Source organism: Microbispora sp. NPDC049125, from assembly GCF_040802045.1.
GTDB lineage: Bacteria > Actinomycetota > Actinomycetes > Streptosporangiales > Streptosporangiaceae > Microbispora.
Genome location: NZ_JBEZDW010000042.1, coordinates 57,018 through 72,401 on the forward strand (window position 1 = coordinate 57,018; position 15,384 = coordinate 72,401).

The 15,384-nt window shown below is 70.6% G+C and carries 15 protein-coding genes; 6 read left to right on the top strand and 9 right to left on the bottom strand.

What is annotated here, in order from left to right; all coding sequences use genetic code 11:
* Together AB0B72_RS34045 and AB0B72_RS34050 are read right to left on the bottom strand one after the other, a co-directional pair.
* Positions 1-645, bottom strand: a complete 645-nt coding sequence (locus AB0B72_RS34045; RefSeq protein WP_367743489.1) for a response regulator — start codon at positions 643-645, stop codon at positions 1-3.
* Positions 645-1,559: a sensor histidine kinase gene (locus AB0B72_RS34050; RefSeq protein WP_367743490.1), complete on the bottom strand. Its 915-nt coding sequence runs from the start codon at positions 1,557-1,559 to the stop codon at positions 645-647. The genes AB0B72_RS34045 and AB0B72_RS34050 overlap by 1 nt, the downstream gene beginning before the upstream one ends.
* A 111-nt stretch (positions 1,560-1,670) precedes the next feature.
* On the opposite strand from AB0B72_RS34050, the gene AB0B72_RS34055 reads away from it, so the two are divergent.
* Positions 1,671-2,090, top strand: coding sequence for a DUF6326 family protein (locus AB0B72_RS34055; RefSeq protein WP_367743491.1), 420 nt, complete (start codon positions 1,671-1,673; stop codon positions 2,088-2,090).
* A 101-nt stretch (positions 2,091-2,191) separates the two neighbouring features.
* On the opposite strand, the gene AB0B72_RS34060 is transcribed toward AB0B72_RS34055, so the two are convergent.
* From AB0B72_RS34060 to AB0B72_RS34075, 4 genes are all read right to left on the bottom strand, one after another.
* Positions 2,192-3,871, bottom strand: coding sequence for an alpha-amylase family protein (locus tag AB0B72_RS34060; RefSeq protein ID WP_367743492.1), 1,680 nt, complete (start codon positions 3,869-3,871; stop codon positions 2,192-2,194).
* 173 nt (positions 3,872-4,044) lie between these two features.
* Positions 4,045-4,248 carry a cold-shock protein gene (locus tag AB0B72_RS34065; protein ID WP_367743493.1) on the bottom strand — a complete coding sequence of 68 codons (204 nt, stop codon included), beginning with the start codon at positions 4,246-4,248 and terminating at the stop codon, positions 4,045-4,047.
* 211 nt (positions 4,249-4,459) lie between these two features.
* Positions 4,460-5,386, bottom strand: a complete 927-nt coding sequence (locus tag AB0B72_RS34070; RefSeq protein ID WP_367743494.1) for a phosphotransferase enzyme family protein — start codon at positions 5,384-5,386, stop codon at positions 4,460-4,462.
* Positions 5,383-6,822, bottom strand: coding sequence for an XRE family transcriptional regulator (locus tag AB0B72_RS34075; protein WP_367743495.1), 1,440 nt, complete (start codon positions 6,820-6,822; stop codon positions 5,383-5,385). Before AB0B72_RS34075 ends, AB0B72_RS34070 begins: the two co-directional genes overlap by 4 nt.
* Positions 6,823-7,059: 237 nt before the next feature.
* Here AB0B72_RS34075 and AB0B72_RS34080 point away from each other — a divergent pair, with 237 nt between their 5' ends.
* Positions 7,060-7,344 carry a hypothetical protein gene (locus tag AB0B72_RS34080; protein WP_367743496.1) on the top strand — a complete coding sequence of 95 codons (285 nt, stop codon included), beginning with the start codon at positions 7,060-7,062 and terminating at the stop codon, positions 7,342-7,344.
* A 12-nt stretch (positions 7,345-7,356) separates the two neighbouring features.
* Here the strand turns inward: AB0B72_RS34080 and AB0B72_RS34085 are convergent, their stop codons facing one another.
* Entirely contained in the window at positions 7,357-8,127 is a 771-nt protein-coding gene (locus tag AB0B72_RS34085; protein WP_367743497.1) for a DUF427 domain-containing protein, read from the bottom strand.
* A 99-nt stretch (positions 8,128-8,226) separates the two neighbouring features.
* Between AB0B72_RS34085 and cysS the strand changes: the two genes are divergently transcribed.
* Both cysS and AB0B72_RS34095 read left to right on the top strand, forming a co-directional pair.
* Complete coding sequence (cysS, locus tag AB0B72_RS34090) at positions 8,227-9,582, top strand: cysteine--tRNA ligase (RefSeq protein WP_367743498.1); 1,356 nt, start codon at positions 8,227-8,229, stop codon at positions 9,580-9,582.
* A gap of 21 nt (positions 9,583-9,603) precedes the next feature.
* Positions 9,604-10,593 carry a nucleoside hydrolase gene (locus AB0B72_RS34095; protein WP_367743499.1) on the top strand — a complete coding sequence of 330 codons (990 nt, stop codon included), beginning with the start codon at positions 9,604-9,606 and terminating at the stop codon, positions 10,591-10,593.
* A gap of 502 nt (positions 10,594-11,095) precedes the next feature.
* On the opposite strand, the gene AB0B72_RS34100 is transcribed toward AB0B72_RS34095, so the two are convergent.
* A complete protein-coding gene (locus AB0B72_RS34100) occupies positions 11,096-12,220 on the bottom strand; it encodes a glycosyltransferase family 4 protein (protein WP_367743500.1) in 1,125 nt (374 codons plus the stop codon).
* Between the two features lie 265 nt (positions 12,221-12,485).
* Here AB0B72_RS34100 and AB0B72_RS34105 point away from each other — a divergent pair, with 265 nt between their 5' ends.
* Positions 12,486-13,283, top strand: coding sequence for a PIG-L deacetylase family protein (locus tag AB0B72_RS34105; RefSeq protein WP_367743501.1), 798 nt, complete (start codon positions 12,486-12,488; stop codon positions 13,281-13,283).
* 85 nt (positions 13,284-13,368) lie between these two features.
* Positions 13,369-14,493, top strand: a complete 1,125-nt coding sequence (locus tag AB0B72_RS34110; protein WP_367743502.1) for a lysylphosphatidylglycerol synthase domain-containing protein — start codon at positions 13,369-13,371, stop codon at positions 14,491-14,493.
* A 102-nt stretch (positions 14,494-14,595) separates the two neighbouring features.
* Here AB0B72_RS34110 and AB0B72_RS34115 read toward each other — a convergent pair.
* On the bottom strand, positions 14,596-15,384 hold a 789-nt coding region (locus AB0B72_RS34115), incomplete at its 5' end, for a cellulose binding domain-containing protein (protein WP_367743503.1).

A 15,384-nucleotide genomic window follows, 5' to 3' on the forward strand; every position in this document is an offset into this window, starting at 1 on the left:
TCATCGACCCGTTCCCGCCACCACGAACCCTGTCTCGTAAGCGGCGATCACCGCCTGGGTCCGGTCCCGTACGCCCAGCTTGAACAGGACCGACGCCACGTGCGACTTCACCGTCTGCACCGACAGGAACAGCTCGCCGGCGATCTCCGCGTTGGACCGCCCGCGCGCCAGCGACCGGAGGACGTCCCGTTCGCGTTCCGACAGCTCCGGCAGAGGTCTCCCGGTTCGTACGGCGAAGCGTTCGATGACGCAGCGAGTCGATGCGGGGAAGACCAGTGACTCGCCCGAGGCGACGACGCGGACGGCTTCGATCAGCTCCTTCGGCGGCACCCTTTTCAGTACGAAACCGCTCGCACCCGCTCGAAGTGCGTCGAAGACGTACGCGTCGACCTCGAACGTGGTCAGCACCAGGACGCGGGGAGCGTCCTCTGCGACGGTGATGCGGCGGGTGGCCTCCAGGCCGTCCATGCCGGGCATCCGGATGTCCATCAGGACGACGTCGGGGGGCAGGGGGCCGCCGGTGAGGGCGAGCGCGGCCCGGCCGTCGCCGGCTTCGGCGCTCACCTCCCAGTCGGGCTCGCTGGACAGGATGGCGCGCAGGCCGATCCGCACCAAGGGGTCGTCGTCGACGATCGCGATCCGCATCAGGACTCCAGCGGCAGGACGGCCCGCACGGTGAACTCGCCGGCCGCGGGGCCGATGGCGGCCGTGCCGCCCAGCAGGCTCACCCGGTCGCGGATAGAGGCCAGGCCGTGCCCGTGCCCCGGGAAGGCGGGGCCGTCGAAGGCGTTCACCACGCGGATCGTCACCGCGCCGGAGCCGGTGCCGACCTCCACGGTGACCGGGGAGCCGGGGGCGTGCTTGGCCGCGTTGGTCAGCGCCTCCTGGACGATCCGGTGCACCCCGCGCCCGATCGCGGGCGGCAGGCCGGTCGCCTCGATCGACGCGGTCACCGCCATCCCGGCCTCGCGCGCACCGTCGATCAGCGCGGTCAGGGCGGCCGGGTCGTCGCCGCCGGGCAGAGGCGCGTGGCCCTGGATGCCGGAGATGATCCGGTCCAGCTCGCCGAGGGCGGCCCGGCCGCGCTGCTCGATCGTGGCGAGCGCCTGGCGGGCGAAGCCGGGGTCGTGGTCGAAGACGTGCGCGCCGGCGCCGGCCTGAACGACGATCATCGACAGCATGTGGCCGATACTGTCGTGCAGCTCCTGGTCGATCCGGAGCTGCTCCTGGGCGCGGGCCAGCGCCAGCTCGCCCGGCCCGGGCCCCAGCAGGCGGGCGGACAGCCGCAGGTGCCAGGCGGCGAGAGAGGCCAGGACGCGGCGCAGCGGCAGCAGCATCAGCCCCATGACGGCGACGCAGACCAGCCCTTCCTGCCAGGAGACCTCGACGTCCTGGTCGCCGAACGTCCTGGGGAACAGCGCGACGAGCAGCAGGACCAGCGCGACGAACGGGCGCAGCGCCCTGACCACGATCAGGACGAGCGCGACCGGCGCGGTGGCCACCCGGATGAGCGCCCACAGCAGCACCCGGACGGCGCGTACGTCCAGCAGGGAGGTCACCCGCCCATCGTCGCGCCCGATCGCCCCTTTTGTCCTCGCCCACAGGAGTGAATCGCGATCGGCTCCCGGGAGGGAAGCACCGCCCGGCAGCCCGCGATTAGCTTCGGCGCCGTGAAGAACACACTGTCCGCTTTATGGATCTTCGTCATGTTCAACTACCTCTACTGCGACATCCTCGGCCTCATGGATCCCGCTGAGGTCAACCCGATGGAGGTCGCCCCCGGCTTCCTGCTGTCGGCGGCGGCCCTGATGGAGATCCCGATCGCCGCGACCCTCGTCTCCTTCCTGGCCCCGTACGGCCCGAACCGCTGGACCAACGTCGGAGCGGGAACCGTGATGACCCTGGTGCAGATCTGGTCGCTGACCGTGGGACCGCCGACGGGCTACTACATCGCCTACAGCGTCGTCGAGATCTCCGCCACCGCACTTATCGCCGTCCTGGCCTGGCGCTGGGCCGGCGCGGCACCCGCACCTCCCGAGGCGCCGACGGGCCCTCACCGGGCACGTCGACCGGGGCGGACGTCCGGTTGACGAGGAACCAGAACTCGTCCGTTCCGTTGGCGCGGATCGCCGACCTGCCGGCAAACACGATCAAACGCCCGCAACACCGGCGAACGTATGTGGAAACCGCACTAGCCGGCGTCCCCGGAGTCGGCGGGGGCCGTCTCGGGAGTGGAGGCGCGGAACCAGCGGCAGCCGTACCTGCCGAGCGTGAACCGCGCACGGCCCTCGTCGGACACCTTGATCGTCCCGTCCACCAGCAGGTCGGTCAGCACCTTGGTGGAGTCGAGCCCTTCGAGGGTGAGCTCGACCTCGGTCTCCTGATCGCTGAAGTTGTGCACGGCGACCACGGTCTCGCCCTCGGCGTCGGCCCGGTGGGCGAGGACCGACTCGACCCCCGGGTCGAGCACGGTGTAGTCGCCCCAGGCGAACTCCGCGCAGTCCCGGTAGTGCCGGATCAGCCGGGTGATCCACAGCATGAGGGAGTCGGGGTCCCGCTCCTGGCTGCTCACGTTGACCCGCTCGGGGCCGTACTCCCCCTGGGGCATGGCGATCCGCACCTTCGCCGGGTCGGCGTCGCTGAAGCCGCCGTTGCGGTTGGGGGTCCACTGCATCGGCGTCCGGACGGCCATGCGGCCCTCCAGCTCCAGGTTCTCCCCCATGCCGATCTCCTCGCCGTAGAAGAGCACCGGCGTGCCCGGCAGGGAGAACAGCAGACTGTAGACCATCTTGATCCGGTCGATGTCGCCGCCGAGCATCGTGGGCAGGCGCCGGCGCAGCCCGCGGCCGTAGAGCTGCATGTCCTTGTCGGGGCCGAAGGCCGAGAAGATCTCGCCGCGCTCCGGCTCGCTGAGCTTGTCGAGCGTCAGCTCGTCGTGGTTGCGCACGAACGTCGCCCACTGGCTGTCCTTCGGCGGCCGGGGGCGCTCGCGCAGGGCGTCGGCGAGCGGCCGGGCGTCCCCGCGCGCCAGCGAGAGGTACATGCGCTGCATGCCGATGAAGTCGAAGCACATCGTGACCTCGTCGCCGAGATCCCTGCCGAAGTACTTCATCAGGTCGTCGTAGGGGAGGTTGACCTCGCCGAGCAGTATGGCGCTGCCGTCCCGGCGGCTCAGGAAGGCGCGCAGGGCGGCGAAGAACTCGTGCGGGTCGGGCAGCTTGTCGCCGTTCCCCTGGTCACCCACCTGCTCGACCAGGAACGGGACCGCGTCGACCCGGAATCCCGACAGCCCCAGCTCCATCCAGAAGCCGAGGATCCTGGAGATCTCGTCCTGCACCTCGGGATTGGCGGTGTTCAGGTCGGGCTGGAAACGGTAGAACCGGTGGAAGTAGTACTGGCCCGTCTTCTCGTCCAGCTCCCACAGGCTGTTCTCCTTGTCGGGGAACACCACGCCCTTGGGGTCGTCGGGCTCGGGCTTGTCCGACCAGATGTACCAGTCGCGGTAACGCGAGTCCCTGCTGGAGCGGGCGTCCTTGAACCACGGATGCTCGTCGGAGGTGTGGTTCACCACCAGGTCGGCGATCACCCGGATGCCGCGATCCTTGGCCACCCGCATGAACTCGACGAACTCGCCGAGCGTGCCGAGCCGGGGATCGACGCTGTAGAAGTCGGTGATGTCGTAACCGTCGTCCCGGTCCGGGGTCGGGAAGAACGGCATCAGCCAGATGCATGTGACACCCATCCGGTCGAGGTGATCGATGTGCTGGATCGCCCCACGGAAGTCACCGATGCCGTCGCCGTTGCCGTCGGCGTACGTCTCGATGTCCAGGCAGTACACGACCGCGTTCTTCCACCACAGATCGGACGTCATGCTCAGTCTCATGACCGTTCCGACTGCCCGGCAAAGGCCTGGCAAAACGTCTGGCAGAACGTCTCGCGCAGCGTCCGGCAAGACGTCCGGCCCGCGCCGCCGGAGCGGCACGGGCCGTCGGTGAGCCCGCATCACAGGGCCGTGCGGTCACCGGTCTCCCGGCGACGGACGGCTCACAGGAGAGTGACCTGCTCGGCCTGCGGACCCTTGTTCCCCTGTACGGTCACGTAGCTGACCCGCTGGTTCTGGTCGAGCGTCCGATAACCATTACTGTTGATCGCCGAATAATGTACGAACACGTCAGCGGTACCGTCGTCCGGAGCGATGAAACCGAAGCCCTTTTCGGCGTTGAACCACTTGACAGTGCCTTCAGACAACTGCTTCTCCTTTTACGGAACCTACCGTCTCCCCAGGTAGGGGACACGGGGCTGCGTAGCGGACTCCGCTGCGCATCCGCGTTGAACGCAGGAAAAGCAAGCACGCCCGCTTCCAGGGAAACCCTGGAGTGCGCTATCTGTAACAAACGTTTTCGGAAAACGCCACTGCGACACTCACAGCCAATCGGGAGATACCCGATATCACGCCCCGTTATGCGGGCGCCGCCATGTACCACCTGGCGTGGCCGTCGCCGCGGGTCAGCGAGTCGAGCCTGCGGGGCAGCTCCTGCCGGGAGAACGGGTCTCCGGAGGCGTTGCGGATGTGGATGCCCACCGCGTACATGTCCCTGACCTCCATCAGCGTGCCGTACCCCGGCCACAGCCGCAGATCCGAGCCGTAGGAGCGGGCGAAGTCGTCCACGTCGGCGCTGGACAGCCCGAACCGGCGCTGCCCGTGGTAGGTGTGCACGAGGTCCCACTCCCGGGGCCCGACGGCCACGCCGTCCCAGTCACAAAGGACCGCGTGGCCGTCCTGGCGGCGCAGCAGGTTGTCGATCCAGGCGTCGCCGTGCAGCAGGACGGGCGGGCCGGTCTCCAGGCCGCGCCAGCGGCCGGTGAGCTCCTCGATGCGGTCGCTGAGCCAGTCTCGCTGGCCGGAGGTGAGCGCCTCGGCGCGGTTCTCCACCGCGTGCCGCACCTCGGCGAGGGGGTCGGTGAGCCGCCGCAGCGCGATCGGCGGCACCGGCTCGCGGTGCAGGCTGCGCAGCACCCGGCCGAGCTGCCGGGTGGTGGGGCGCCCCCTCGACTGGACGTACCGCCAGAACGTCACCGCGCGCCCGCCGTACACGATGGGCTGGCCGGGGATCTCGTCCACGGGCCGCACGGTGGGGAAGCCGCGGTCGGCGAGCCAGCGGGCCACCGCCAGCACGACGGGCAGCCGGGTCAGCGCGTCCGGGGCCGTCGCGATCCGCACCACCATGTCGCCCGTGTCGCCGCGGAGCTTGAAGACGGCGTTGCTGCGCAGGCGCATGAGCTGCGCACCCCGTGAGTCGACTCCGATCTGCGCGCAGACGTCACGCAGCAGGCCGAACGCCTCCTCCGCGAGCGGCCGGCCCATCGTCCTCACGCTCGTGCTCACAGGCGGCTGTCCACGGTGAGACGTGGGGACGACTCCGCCAGCACCCGCCTCAGATGTCGTACGGCGGGCAGGTCGGGGGCGACGTCGGCCAGCAGGGCCTTGGCCCGGGTGACCACGATCGAGGTGCGGTGCTCCGCCGGCACCTGCCGCAGCGCGTCGACGGCGACCCGGCAGGCCTCCTCCTGGTCGCCGTGCCTGGCCAGGTGGCTCGCCTGGTCGAGCATGATCAGGGCCGGGTCGATCGTGTGGAAGCCCTGCGGGAAGGCGTCGATGCCGCCCAGTTGCTGGGCGTCCCCCAGCTCGATCAGCGTCCCGGTGCGGTAGAACATCATCCGCTTCTCGGTGAAGACGAAGGCCAGGTCGTCCTGGCTCATGCCGCGCATGCGGGCGAAGATCTGCTCGGCCTCCGCGAGGGCGGCCCTGGCCGCCTTCCCGTCGCCCATGCGGGCCAGCGCCCGGGCCTCGGCCGCCGCCGCGAGGGCCGCCGGGGAGCTGGGGGCGGATCCGGCCAGCATCCGGGCCTCCCGGGCCAGCCGCACGGTCTCGTTGAGGTCGCCGTAGTAGTAGAGCAGCATCGTCTGCTGGGCCCGCACCAGCGCCCGGAGCCGCAGGTCGCCCACGTCGTCGGAGGCCGCGCGGGCCGTGCCGTACCAGGCGTGGGCCTGCCGGGTGTCGCCGAGCTTCATCAGCGCGTCGGCGGCGAGCAGGGTCAGCATCGTGGTCGCGGTCAGCAGGCGGCGCTGCACCGACGACGGCTGGCGGGCCGCGCTCAGCTTCCGCACGTCGGAGATCTCCAGCATCACCCGGCAGAGCATCGGCATGGGCGGGGTGGTCATGTACTCACGGCGGTAGCGCAGCACCTGCTCGTCCAGCCGGTCGAGCTGGTCCTCGTTCACCGAGCCGGTGGCCAGGGTCCGGTCGAGGTCGTGCCGTACGCCCTCGACCTCCGCGAAGAACCGGCCGTTCGGCGTGCCCACGAGCATCGCCTGGTGGAACAGCGCCCGCCGCTCGGCGTCGTCGGGCTCGTCCGGCCGGGCCGGCTCGTCGGCCTGCCCCGGGCCGACCACGACGATCTTCTGCCCGCCCGTGTCCTCGCAGTAGTCCGCCGCCAGGCCGAGCCGTACGGCGTTGGCCCGGTAGAGCCGGGCCAGCAGGTCGATGGTCTGCGGACGGGGGCGCGCCCGGTTGTTCTCCCAGGCGTTGAGCAGGTCGATGCTGGCCCGGGGAAGCCCCAGGGACTGCTGCTCGCAGAGGTACTCCAGCTCTTCGATGGCCTGCCTGGCGGACCAGCCGCGACCGAGCCGATGGGCCTTCAGCAGGCTGACGCCGCAGCACCCGTGGATCGCCTGCACGGTCTGCCAGAGCGTCCACTGCCGGGTCTCGGCCTGTTCGCGCCAGCGACGCGCACACGCGGGTGAGTGCTCTCCACGGGCCATGTACATGCCCTCCGCTGTCGGAGTATCGCCTTTACGGTTATTTCCCTCAGGTTAACCGGCAGGCACCCAACCTCCGGGACTGTTACCCGTTCGTGGCCGGAGACCCGAGGCTGTTCCACGGAATCCCGATGAGTTCCCTGGTTATTGCACGGTTTCGTGGAATCGGCGCGATTGCCGCTGGGTCCGCACAGGTTCACCCTTTCCGGTGATAGGTCCTAACGTTCCCCGGAGGCCACCATGAAGGTAGATCGCAGCGAGGCGATGGACCACCTTGAGCGGCTCGCCGCCCAGCTTGAAGCCCACTCGTTCCAGGTGCGCCTTTCGGCGCCCGCCGGTCTTTACCCGCGTCTGCGCGTCGTCAACCCCATGGAGCCCTCCATGTCCGAGGACGTGCTGGCGTCCAACGCCAGCGACGGCGAGTGGTGGTACTGGCTGTCCTGGGCCGGCCGGATCGGGCACGCCTCCGACGTCGTCACCGCCGCCGAGCGGATCGCCACCGTCCTGCACGTCATCCGCCGCTGATCGCCCGGCCGCTCAGGCGAACTTCGATTTCGGGCGCTCCTGGAGGACCCCGTCGACGTAGACGTCGACCTTCTCGTCGTAGAAGGCGAGCAGGCCCGCGATCCGCTGGCTCTCCAGGAGGGGGGTGGGGTAGGACCAGACCAGATCCCGGCCGCCCTCCTCCTCTCCGACCGACCAGTACTCCGCCCGCCCCTTGTACGGGCAGTGGGTGACCGTGCCGGAGGGCCGGAGCAGATCGAGCCGGACGTCGGTCTTCGGCAGGTAGTAACGCGGCGGCAGCCCCGTCTCGAACAGGATCCGCGGGCTGCGGGAGTCGGCCACCGTCACCCCGCCGACCTCCACCCGGACATGCCGCGAGCTCGGCAGGATGTCGACCCGGGTGTACGGGTCGCGCGCGTGGACGAAGACCTCCTCGTCCTCCTCGAACCAGTTGTCCATCGACGCCCAGTCGAACCGGACGTGCCCGCGGATCTCCTCGATGGGCGAGTCGTCCCCGTAGACAAGGGCGGCGTCCGGACGGCCGCCCACATCGTGGACCCGCGCGTCGCCCCGGCTCGGCGAATGCTCTTCGCGGCCGGTCGCCTTGAGCGCCTGGGCGTCCACGTCCGCCGACGGGAAGTAGTAGGTCGGGTAGTACGGGACCTCCCACACCAGGACGGCACGGGTGGTGTCCGCCACCGGCCGCCCGTCGAGGTAGGTGCGGACACGCTTGGCCGTCGTCTCGACTCGGACGCGGCCCCGTCTGGTCGGCTCCATGTCGGCGTCAACCACCGGGTGACTCATCCTTATTCCCCGGTCTCACAATCGGAATTCCGCGTTGTGCGCTCCCGTGCGGGCGTCCGGTGTCGACAGCAAGCGGATTAGTCGCTTACCCTCGGCAAGGTGGGTCTTCGCCTTTACGATACGCGCTCTCACACCCTCCGCGATTTCACCCCTCGAATTCCCGGAATGGTGTCGATTTATCTCTGCGGCCCCACCGTTGTCGCTCCCCCGCATGTGGGGCAGATCAGGTCGCAGGTGAGTTTCGACATTCTCCACCGGTGGCTGATAAACAACGGGAACGCCGTGCTTCTCTGCCGGAACGTCACGGACATCGAAGACAAGATCATCAGCAGGTCGCTGTCCGAGGGCATCCCGTGGTGGCGCATCACCGACCCGGTCTACCGGTCGTTCGCGCGTACGTACACCTCGCTCGGCTGCCTTCCGCCCAGCGTGGAGCCCCGGGCGACGGGGCACATCCCCGAGATGATCGAGATGATCGAGGAGCTCGTCGCCGCCGGGCACGCCTACGAGTCCGACGGGAACGTCTATTTCGCGGTGGACTCCTATCCCGGCTACGGATCGCTCTCCCGGCAGCAGGTGCAGCACATCCGGATAACCGAGGAGAACGACCGGGGAAAGCGCAATCCACGTGATTTCGCACTGTGGAAACGCGCGAAGCCCGGCGAGCCGGTATGGGTCTCGCCGTGGGGCGAGGGACGCCCGGGATGGCACCTGGAATGCTCGGCGATGGCCCGTAGATATCTGGGCGGGGAATTCGACATCCACGGCGGCGGAGCGAATCTCATATTCCCCCACCACGAGAACGAGATGGCGCAGTCGCGGGGGGCGGGAGATTCCTTCGCGCGTTTCTGGCTGCACAACGGGCCGGTCACGCACCGGGGCGAGAAGATACGCAAGCACGTGCGCAACCCCCTGGCCGTCCCGGCCCTGCTCGACCGCGTACGGCCGGTGGAACTGCGCTATTACCTCGCGGCGGCGCATTACCGTTCACCGGTCGAATTCTCGCTGGCGGCGGTCGAGGAGGCGGCGACGGCCTTCCGCCGGATCGAGCGGTTCGTTCTCCGCGTGGGCTCGGAGGCCTCCGGCGAGCTTCCGCCGCAGTTCAGCCGGGCCATGGACGACGACCTGAGCGTCCCTCAGGCGCTGGCGGCGGTGCACGCGACGGTCGGAGAGGGCAACGCCGCGCTTGCGGCGGGAGACCGGGAATCAGCCGTCACCAAATGCGGCGCCGTACGCGCGATGCTCAATGTGCTGGGCCTCGATCCGCTGAGCGACGTCTGGTCGAGGGAAACACAACTGCGGGACGTCGCGGGGGCCGTACTCGGGGTGGCCCGAAATCTCGCCGAGGCCAGCGCCGCGAAGGGAGATCACGAACACGCGCTGATCATGGAACGGCAGATCGAGACGGCGTTGTCCAAACGCCACCATATCGAGCATCCCGCGCTTATCAGATAGATCGTTATTCCTGGAGGATCGGTGGAGAGCGGACGGCCCGCGGCGAAGGGGGCCGCGGCGAAGCGGCCCGCGGTGAAGACGATCGTCATCGACTGCGACCCGGGCATCGACGACGCGCTGGCCCTCGCACTCGCGCACGGCAGCCCCGGGCTGGAGATCGCCGGCGTCACCACGGTGAGCGGCAACGTCTCGCTCGCCCGGACGACGGCGAACGCGCTGGCGCTGCGGGAGTACCTCGGGTTCCCCGAGGTTCCGGTGGTGCCGGGGAGCGCGCGGCCGCTGCTGCGGCCCCCGATCAACGCGGCGGGCGTGCACGGGGACCACGGGCTGGGCGGTGTACGGCTTCCCGAGCCGGCCCTGCCGCCCGCTCCCGGTCACGCCGTCGACTTCCTCATCGACACCCTCGCCTCCCGGCCCGGCGAGGTGACGCTGGTCGCGATCGGTCCGCTGACCAACGTGGCGCTGGCCGTGCGCAAGGAGCCGAGGATCACGGAGTGGGCCAGGGAGCTCGTCATCCTCGGCGGGTCGTACACCCGCGGCAACGTCACCCCGGCGGCCGAGTTCAACATGGCGGCCGACCCGGAGGCCGCGGCGGTGGTCTTCGGCGCCGGGTGGACCGTCACGATGATCGGCCTGGACGTCAGCCGGAGCGCCCTCGCCACCGGACCGGTGCTGGACCGGATGCGGGCGCTCGGCCGCCTGGGCACGGAGCTGCTCGCCCCCTGCGCGGAGTTCTACGGCATGGTCACCGCCACCGAAGGCCCCGCCATCCATGACACCTGCGCCGTCGCCTACCTGGTCGACCCGTCGCTCATCGAGGTCCAGCCCGCGGTGGTGGAGGTGGAGACGGCGGGACGGCTCACCTCCGGCATGACCGTGGTCGACTTCGAACTGGCCGGCCGGGCCCCGAACGCGCTGGTCGGGACCTCTCTCGACGTGGCCCGGTTCTGGGATCTGACTCTGTCGGCATACGCCCGAGTACGGCCCACCGCGCGCTCTTTGTCGGGATGATCCGCCGCTGGGGTGGATGCGCACGTTACAAGTACAAGAACTGGCTTCGGAAGGGTAATCCTGGCGGTTTCTTGGGAATCATGAGGGCAGTAGCGGAAAGGAGGGCCCCGATGAAGAAGGTGCAGATCGTGCCGCGACCGCGGCCACCGAGGAACCCCGAGCCCATCGACCTGCGCACCCCTTCGGGGCGAGTCCTTCCCTTCTGAGCCACGCCGGCCGGCAACGGCGCCCTTCCGGCGGGCTTGTCGGGAAAGGCGGCCCACGCCGTACGGCGCGCGCCATGCCGCGCACGGCGGCGGACCAAGAGCCGTGCTCCACTGGGCCTCGAGACACACTGGGCCTGGAGACGACCGGGCCTGGAGACGACCGGGCCTGGAGACACCAGCGCGGCGACAGGCCGTGCAGGCGCCACACCCGGAGACACACCGGGCCTGGAGAGAACCGGGCCAGGCGAAACACCGGGCCTGGCGAAACACCGGGCCTGGCGATACGGGCGCCGGGATCAGCCCGCGGTTCCCCGCGGCGTGCCCGCCCCGGCCAGCTCGTAACAGCTGGCGAACCCTTCGAGGACGGCCGGCCATGAGCACCGCACCGGCTGGGTCTCCCGGTTGTGCTCGGCGATCGAGCGGCGCAGCGCCGGATCCCCGGCCAGGCGTGCCACCGACGCCACCAGCTCGTCGAAGGTGCGCCCGAGCAGCCCCTCCTTGCCGGGACTGACGAAGTCGGCCACGCCGCTCTGCGCCCGCGCCACCACCGGCACGCCGGCCGCGCGGGCCTCCAGCGCCGCGAGGCCGAACGACTCGCGCGGCGCCGGGGCGACGAACACGTCGGCGACGGAGAGCAGCTGCTTGATCTGATCCCTGCTGAACCGGCCGGGCAGCGACACCCAGTCCATCCGCCTGGCGCGCAGGTAGCGCTCCATCCGCGCCCGCGCCGGGCCGTCGCCCACGATCGTGGCGCGCATGGCCACCTGCCCCGGAGCCCGCGAACGCGCCGCCTCAAGCAGCTTGAGCAGCCGCATCGGCTGCTTGCGCGGAGCCAGCCGCCCCACCGCGACCACGTGGACGGCCTCGTCGCCGGCGTCCCGCCGGGCCTCCTCGCCCGAGGGCCGCCAGGCGGTGACGTCCAGGCCGTTCGACACGACCCGCACGGGCACGCGCGGCCCGGCCACCGCGCGGATCGGCCGCGCGGCCGCCTGGCTGACCGCGGTCAGCACCAGCCCCCAGCGCCGCCACTCGAACGCGGCCTGCAACGCCCGGTAGACGCCCCGCGTGATCGGATCCCACATGCTGTGCACCGTCACCACGACGGGCAGGCGGGCCCGCGCCGCCGCGCGCACCCCCATCCAGGCGAACGGCGAGACCGCCCCGGTGTGGACGTGGACCACGTCGGGCCGCCGGGCCCGCATCAGCCGGAGCAGGTGGAAGGAGCCGCGCGGGTGCACCGGCAGATCGAACGGGAGACCCGCCACCACCCGGTGCACGCCGGGGATCCGCTCGCCCGGCGTGGCCGTCACGACCTCGACCGTGTGGCCCGCCTCGCGCTGGGCCCGCACGAGGTCGGCGACCTGCACCTCGATGCCTCCGAGGCGCGGGAGGTAGCAGTCAGTGATGTGAAGGATCCTCACCGGGCCAGCCTGACAGAGTGCGCGACGCCCATCAAACCACCGACGCCCACCGAACCCACCGGCGCCCACCGAACCCACCGAACCCACCGACGCCCACCGAACCCACCGACGCCCACCGAACCCACCGACGTCCGCCGAACCCGGCGCCGCCTACCGAACCCACCGACCGGGGAGGTCGCCGACACCGCGCCCGGCTCACGTGGGATCATGGCGGGAACGAGGAAGACATGGCGGTGGACACGATGACAACGTTCCCTGGGGCGCGATGAGGACGGCGGTGTTCTTCCACGCCCACCCCGACGACGAGGCGCTGCTGACGGCCGGGACCATGGCGAAACTGGCCGACGAGGGGCACCGGGTCGTGCTCGTCGTGGCGACCGCCGGCGAGCGCGGCCTGGCCGAGCTCCCGCACGGCGAGGAGCTGGCCAGGGCCAGGATGGACGAGCTGCACAAGTCGGCGGCCGTCCTCGGCTGCGCCCGGGTCGTACAGCTCGGCTACGGCGACTCCGGGCTCGCCATCGACGGCGGCGTGGCCGGCGACCGGCCGGACAACGCCTTCATCGACGCCGACATCGAGGAGGCCGCGCAACGCCTGGCCTCGATACTCAAGGAGGAGACCGCCGAGCTGCTCACGATCTACGATCCCGCCGGCGGGTACGGCCACCCCGACCACGTCCAGGTGTACCGGGTAGGCAGCCGGGCGGCGGAGATCGCGGGGACGCCGATCGTGCTGGAGGCGACGGTGGACCGGGACCTGCTGCTGCGGGGCGTACGGCTGGCCGCGCGCTTCTATCCGTCCCTGGACGTCAGGAGCTTCGAGCTGGCCTACTCCCCCGGCGACGTGATCACCCACCGGGTGAACGTGCGCCGGTACGCCAAGGCGAAGCGGGCGGCGATGGCCGCCCACGCGACCCAGGCCACCGGCGGCAACGGCGACCGCACGCTGGGCGCGATGCTGAGGATCCCCCGCCCCGCCTACCGGTTCGTCTTCGGCACCGAGTGGTTCGTCCGGCGCGACCTTGCCCCCGGCACCCGCCTGACCCACCCGTTCGGCAACCCTTAGGGGGCCGATCCTCCGTGAGGAGGAGTCCGCACCCCCCGGGCCCCGGCAGACTAAGGACGACCAAGGACGACTGGGGGCATCACGGGTGAACGGGAAGTGGCTGCGCGTCGCGCTGTCGGCAGTGTCGCTGGCGCTGGCCGTCGCGCTGGTGATCTACCTGCCGCAGATCGTCCGGGCGCTGACCGGCGCGACCGTGAGCTGGCACGAGATCGGCCTGCAGTTCAGCGGGCTCGGCTGGGGGACGATCGCGCTGATGACCGCCCTCTGGCTGGCCAGCCTGTGGGCGTACACGTTCGTGATGACCTCGGCGCTGCCCGGCCTCACGCACCTCCAGGCGCTCACGCTCAACGCGGCGGGAAGCGCGGTCAGCAACCTGCTGCCGTTCGGCGGCGCCGCCGGGGTCGCGGTGACCTTCGGCATGACCCGGGGCTGGGGCTTCGCCAACCGGCCGATCGTCGCCTACACGCTGGTGACGGGCATCTGGAACTCCCTGTTCCGCTTCATCCTGCCCGCTGTGGGCATCCTGGGCCTGCTCATCGCGGGCAGGGCCACCGACCCCACGGTCGCGAAGGCGGGCTGGGCCGGCGCGGGGTCCATCCTCGTGCTGGTGGCCGTCGTGGCCGCCGCCCTGTACTGGGACCGCGCAGCCCTCCTGCTCGGCCGCACCCTCGACGCGCTCGTACGGCTGGCGCCCGCGCGCCTGCGCCCGGCCGAGCACGCGGCCTCGGCCGCCATCGAGCGGCTGCGCCAGGACACCGCGGAGATCATCCACCGGCGCTGGCCGGGCCTGTCCCTTGGCATGGTGGGCTTCCTCGTCCTCCAGTGCCTGATCATGGCGTGCTGCCTGGTGGCCACCGGGTCCTACCCGGGGCCGGCCGAGACGGTCGCGGTCTTCGCGCTCAGCCGGGTCCTCACCACGGCCCTGGTGACGCCCAGCGGAGCGGGGATCATGGAGGGCGGGGTGGCCACGCTGCTCATCGGGGCGTTCGGCCAGCCCGCGAGCGGGGCGACGGCGGCGGCGGTGCTGTTCGGCTTCTGGACGTACACGATCGAGATCCCGTGGGGCGGCCTCGCACTCGGCGGCTGGGCGCTGCTGCGCCGCCGGGACGCCCGCGCGATGGCCGCGTCCGCGCCGCCACGCCCCGAGTCCCCACCCCCGCCCCCCTCCGCGGGCGCCGAGTCGAGGGCTCCCCGCCGGGAGAGCTCCTGAGCTCTCCGGAATGCCCGCAGACGTCAAGACCGCGAGGCTCCGAGACGAGCCGGGCCGAGGTGATGCCACCCCAGCCCGATCTCATATCCCCCTATGACGTGGTCAGGGGCTGGTGCAGGTGACGGTGGGGGTGGCGGCGGTGCCGTTGGCGGTGAAGCCGAAGGTCGTGGATCCGCTCGCCGCGATGGAGCCGTTGTAGTCCATGTTGCGTACGCTCACGCTTGATCCGGACACCGTGGACGTGCCGTTCCACAGGCTGCTGATGGTCTGCCCACCGGGCCAGGTCCACTTCACCGTCCAGCCGTTGACCGGCGAGCTTCCCGCCTGGACGGTGACCGTCGACTGGAATCCGCCCGGCCAGCTGTTGACCGTCTCGATCGTCGCCGAACACGCCCCCGGAACCGGAGACGGAGACGGTGAGGGCGACGGAGACGGAGACGGAGAGGGTGAGGGAGATGGCGAGGGCGAGGGCGAGGGCGACGGAGAGGGTGAGGGAGATGGCGAGGGCGACGGGGACGGGCCGGAGGGGGGCAGAACGGTGATGGTGAAGGTGTCGTCGATGGCGGTGTGCGGCAGGTTGACCGTCGTGCCGTTGCCGGACAGGGTGACCACGTTGTTGGAGACGGTGGCCGGGCCGGTGACGGCGCCGCCGCTGTTGTAGGGGATGCGCTCGACGAGCACTCGGACCTGGTTGTTCTGCACGATCTCGCTGGTGGAGTCGAGGTTTTGCAGGTTGACGGCGATGTTGCCGGTCGTGGTGCCGCCGCCGACCAGGATCTTGGCGTTCCCGGTGTCCTTGGTGGCGAAGGCGTCGTAGTTGGCGCTGGGGGTGACCGAGGCGATCTGCCCGGTCTGGGAGCCGTAGAAGCGGTAGGCCCACCACTCGCCCTT